This window comes from Streptomyces sp. T39 (assembly GCF_008042045.1).
GTDB lineage: Bacteria > Actinomycetota > Actinomycetes > Streptomycetales > Streptomycetaceae > Streptomyces.
In genome coordinates this window covers 1-2,278 of sequence record NZ_RDBP01000195.1, presented here as the reverse complement: position 1 = coordinate 2,278, position 2,278 = coordinate 1, and the positions used below count along the sequence as shown (strand labels likewise).

At 69.1% G+C, this 2,278-nt stretch carries 4 protein-coding genes; all 4 read right to left on the bottom strand.

Going from position 1 to position 2,278, the window contains the following annotated elements:
* Positions 1 to 217 precede the first annotated feature (217 nt).
* The 4 genes from EAO77_RS36825 to EAO77_RS36810 all read right to left on the bottom strand — a co-directional run bounded on the left by EAO77_RS36825 (position 218) and on the right by EAO77_RS36810 (position 2,125).
* On the bottom strand, positions 218 to 499 hold the full coding sequence (locus EAO77_RS36825; RefSeq protein ID WP_147992626.1) for a hypothetical protein: 282 nt from the start codon (positions 497 to 499) through the stop codon (positions 218 to 220).
* 29 nt (positions 500 to 528) lie between these two features.
* Positions 529 to 1,557, bottom strand: a complete 1,029-nt coding sequence (locus EAO77_RS40845; protein ID WP_147992625.1) for a hypothetical protein — start codon at positions 1,555 to 1,557, stop codon at positions 529 to 531.
* Positions 1,558 to 1,690: 133 nt separating this feature from the next.
* Positions 1,691 to 1,927 carry a hypothetical protein gene (locus EAO77_RS36815; protein WP_147992624.1) on the bottom strand — a complete coding sequence of 79 codons (237 nt, stop codon included), beginning with the start codon at positions 1,925 to 1,927 and terminating at the stop codon, positions 1,691 to 1,693.
* Between the two features lie 9 nt (positions 1,928 to 1,936).
* Entirely contained in the window at positions 1,937 to 2,125 is a 189-nt protein-coding gene (locus EAO77_RS36810; protein WP_147992623.1) for a hypothetical protein, read from the bottom strand.
* Positions 2,126 to 2,278: the final 153 nt, after the last annotated feature.

Below are 2,278 nucleotides of genomic sequence, written 5' to 3'. Positions count from 1 at the left end.
CCAGTGGACCGGCGACAACATCGTCGCCGTCCTGCACTTCATCGACGCAGGGTCCAGCACCAACATCGTCAACATCAACTGCCCCGCTGACCGGTCGAAGGGATGGATCGACATCCCCGGTGAGAGCGGGACCACCCGAACGGCCGCGGGGGTGTGGGATGCTGCGTGGCGGGCCGGCCCGGGGATCTGCACTCCCCGGGGCGGCCCTTGCGCGTGGTCACGGGGAGGCGGGCTCGAACGTGGCGTCGAAGAGGTCCGCCTTGCATGAGCCGAGGCGGCCGTCCGAGCCGCGTGTGATCCAGTCGCCGACGGCCGTTCGGGTGGTCCCGCTCTCACCGGGGATGTCGATCCATCCCTTCGACCGGTCAGCGGGGCAGTTGATGTTGACGATGTTGGTGCTGGACCCTGCGTCGATGAAGTGCAGGACGGCGACGATGTTGTCGCCGGTCCACTGGATGGCTTCGATCTCGAAGGGGCGAGTGCGGAAGCGCTCGGTCATCGGCTTCTCCTTCTGGTGGTCGGGGCGGGTCAGGCGGCGGGGGCTACGGGCTCTCCGGAACGGCAGGACCACGGGCCGCAGCCCCCAGTCGTCTCCTCCGCTTCGGCGTCGGCGATCTGGTCAAAGACCGTGGTCTGGCGGCCCTTCCACTCGATGTGGGACACCCGGTCGATCGGCGCCTGGTCGAGCGGGACCCGGGATGCGTGGAGGAACTCCTGCAATCCGTCGGCGCGTGGCATCGCACGGAGCCTGCGGTCGAAGTCGACAGCGTCTGCCCACTCCGTCGGCCGGGTGTCACGCATCTGGCGCCATTCCCGGTTACTGCGGAAGGGGCAGCCGATGCATGCGGACCGCGGCGTGGAGCCCCAGCCGCGGGCAGTCAGGTAGCGGCGGCAGTCGGCTCGGGTCCAGCCCTCCCGTCCGTCGGCTGCCCCGTCGAGGTACAGGAGCGGGAACGTGGAGCGCAGGTACTGGAGTCCGGTGTCCTTGGCGCGCTCGAACTCGTCCCGGGAGATGCCGACCAGTTGTTCGGCGTACACGCCGCGCGGCACCTGCACGGGGTGCGGGTAGCCGAGGACCTGCCGGACGCCCTTCTTGATGCAGACGAGCTTGTACTCCTTGGTGCACTGGCGCCGGCCCATTCCGTGCTGAATGCCGGTGCCGCGGCACTTCAGGCAGGTGCCGGTGTATGTAGCGGGCCCGTCGCCGTCATCGTCCGGGAGCGGGAGGTCGTAGACGATGCCGAGGTGTCCTCGGGGGATGCAGGTCTGGCACGGGCCGATCGTGAATGTGGGCATGGACACGAATCGGTGGTCCGGATCGAGGGCGTCGTCGCGGATGTTGCCGGAGGTGACGCGCAGGATCGGAATGCCCATCGGCTGGGCGATCTCTCGCTCGATACGGTCGAGGTGCGCGTACACGTCCGCGGGTTCCCAGCCGGTGTCGGCGAAGATCGCCACGTCCGGCTTCGGGATACGGCCTTCCTGGATGAGCAGGAACAGGGTCGTGGACTGCACGCCGGCGCCGAGGCTCAGGATGCGCAGGGTCGGGGTGGTCATGTGCCCCTCCTAGGGCTTGGGGTGGGCGCCTGGGGCGAGGCGTGGTGGTGGGTGCGCAGCACCCCCTTGGGGTGGGGGTGCTGCGCCGGGCCGCTCTACCGCGGGGGTACGGGAGCGGCAGCCTGAAGAGCCGTCAGCCGGCCGAGCTGGCGGCCACGGCCTCGGGCAGCGACAGCGACCCGGCACGGACGCACGTGGCCACGGTCGTGCCCTGCTCGTCGACAAGCGCGTAGCGAACGGTCCCGAGGATGGGGTCGTTGCAGCGGAGGCACGTGCACGGGTGTGCCTGGTAGGTGCCGTGGAGGCTGGTCAGGCTGCCGTGGTAGCGGACGTTCATGCCGGGCGTCCACGGGGTCATCGGGTTCAGCATCGTGGTCTCCTAGGCAGCCTTGGGCGGGGTGACGGTGTAGTCGCGGGCGTCGTATTCGGTCCACTGGGCGGCGTGTGCGACAGCGGTGATGGTGAGGAGGGTGTCGCGGACGTCGTCTTCGGTGCCGGGTGTGACGGTGACGACGTTGACGGTGTAGCCGTTCGGGTCGAGGAGGCGGAGTTCGCGGGTGGCGGTCATGTGGGCCTCGCGGGGTGGTGGGGTGTTGGCGGCCCTGCCAGCATACCCGCTAACCCATGGCGTACGCAATGTGTTAGACGGTAGTGAACTCATCCCGGGCACGACAAAGGGGCCCGACCTCCCGAAGAAGACCAGACCCCAGCCGTACCCACC

Excerpts from the sequence above, each read along its gene's own strand:
- EAO77_RS36825 (WP_147992626.1), bottom strand. The coding sequence starts at position 499 with ATGACCGAGCGCTTCCGCACTCGCCCCTTCGAGATCGAAGCCATCCAG.
- EAO77_RS40845 (WP_147992625.1), bottom strand. The coding sequence starts at position 1,557 with ATGACCACCCCGACCCTGCGCATCCTGAGCCTCGGCGCCGGCGTGCAG.
- EAO77_RS36815 (WP_147992624.1), bottom strand. The coding sequence starts at position 1,927 with ATGCTGAACCCGATGACCCCGTGGACGCCCGGCATGAACGTCCGCTAC.
- EAO77_RS36810 (WP_147992623.1), bottom strand. The coding sequence starts at position 2,125 with ATGACCGCCACCCGCGAACTCCGCCTCCTCGACCCGAACGGCTACACC.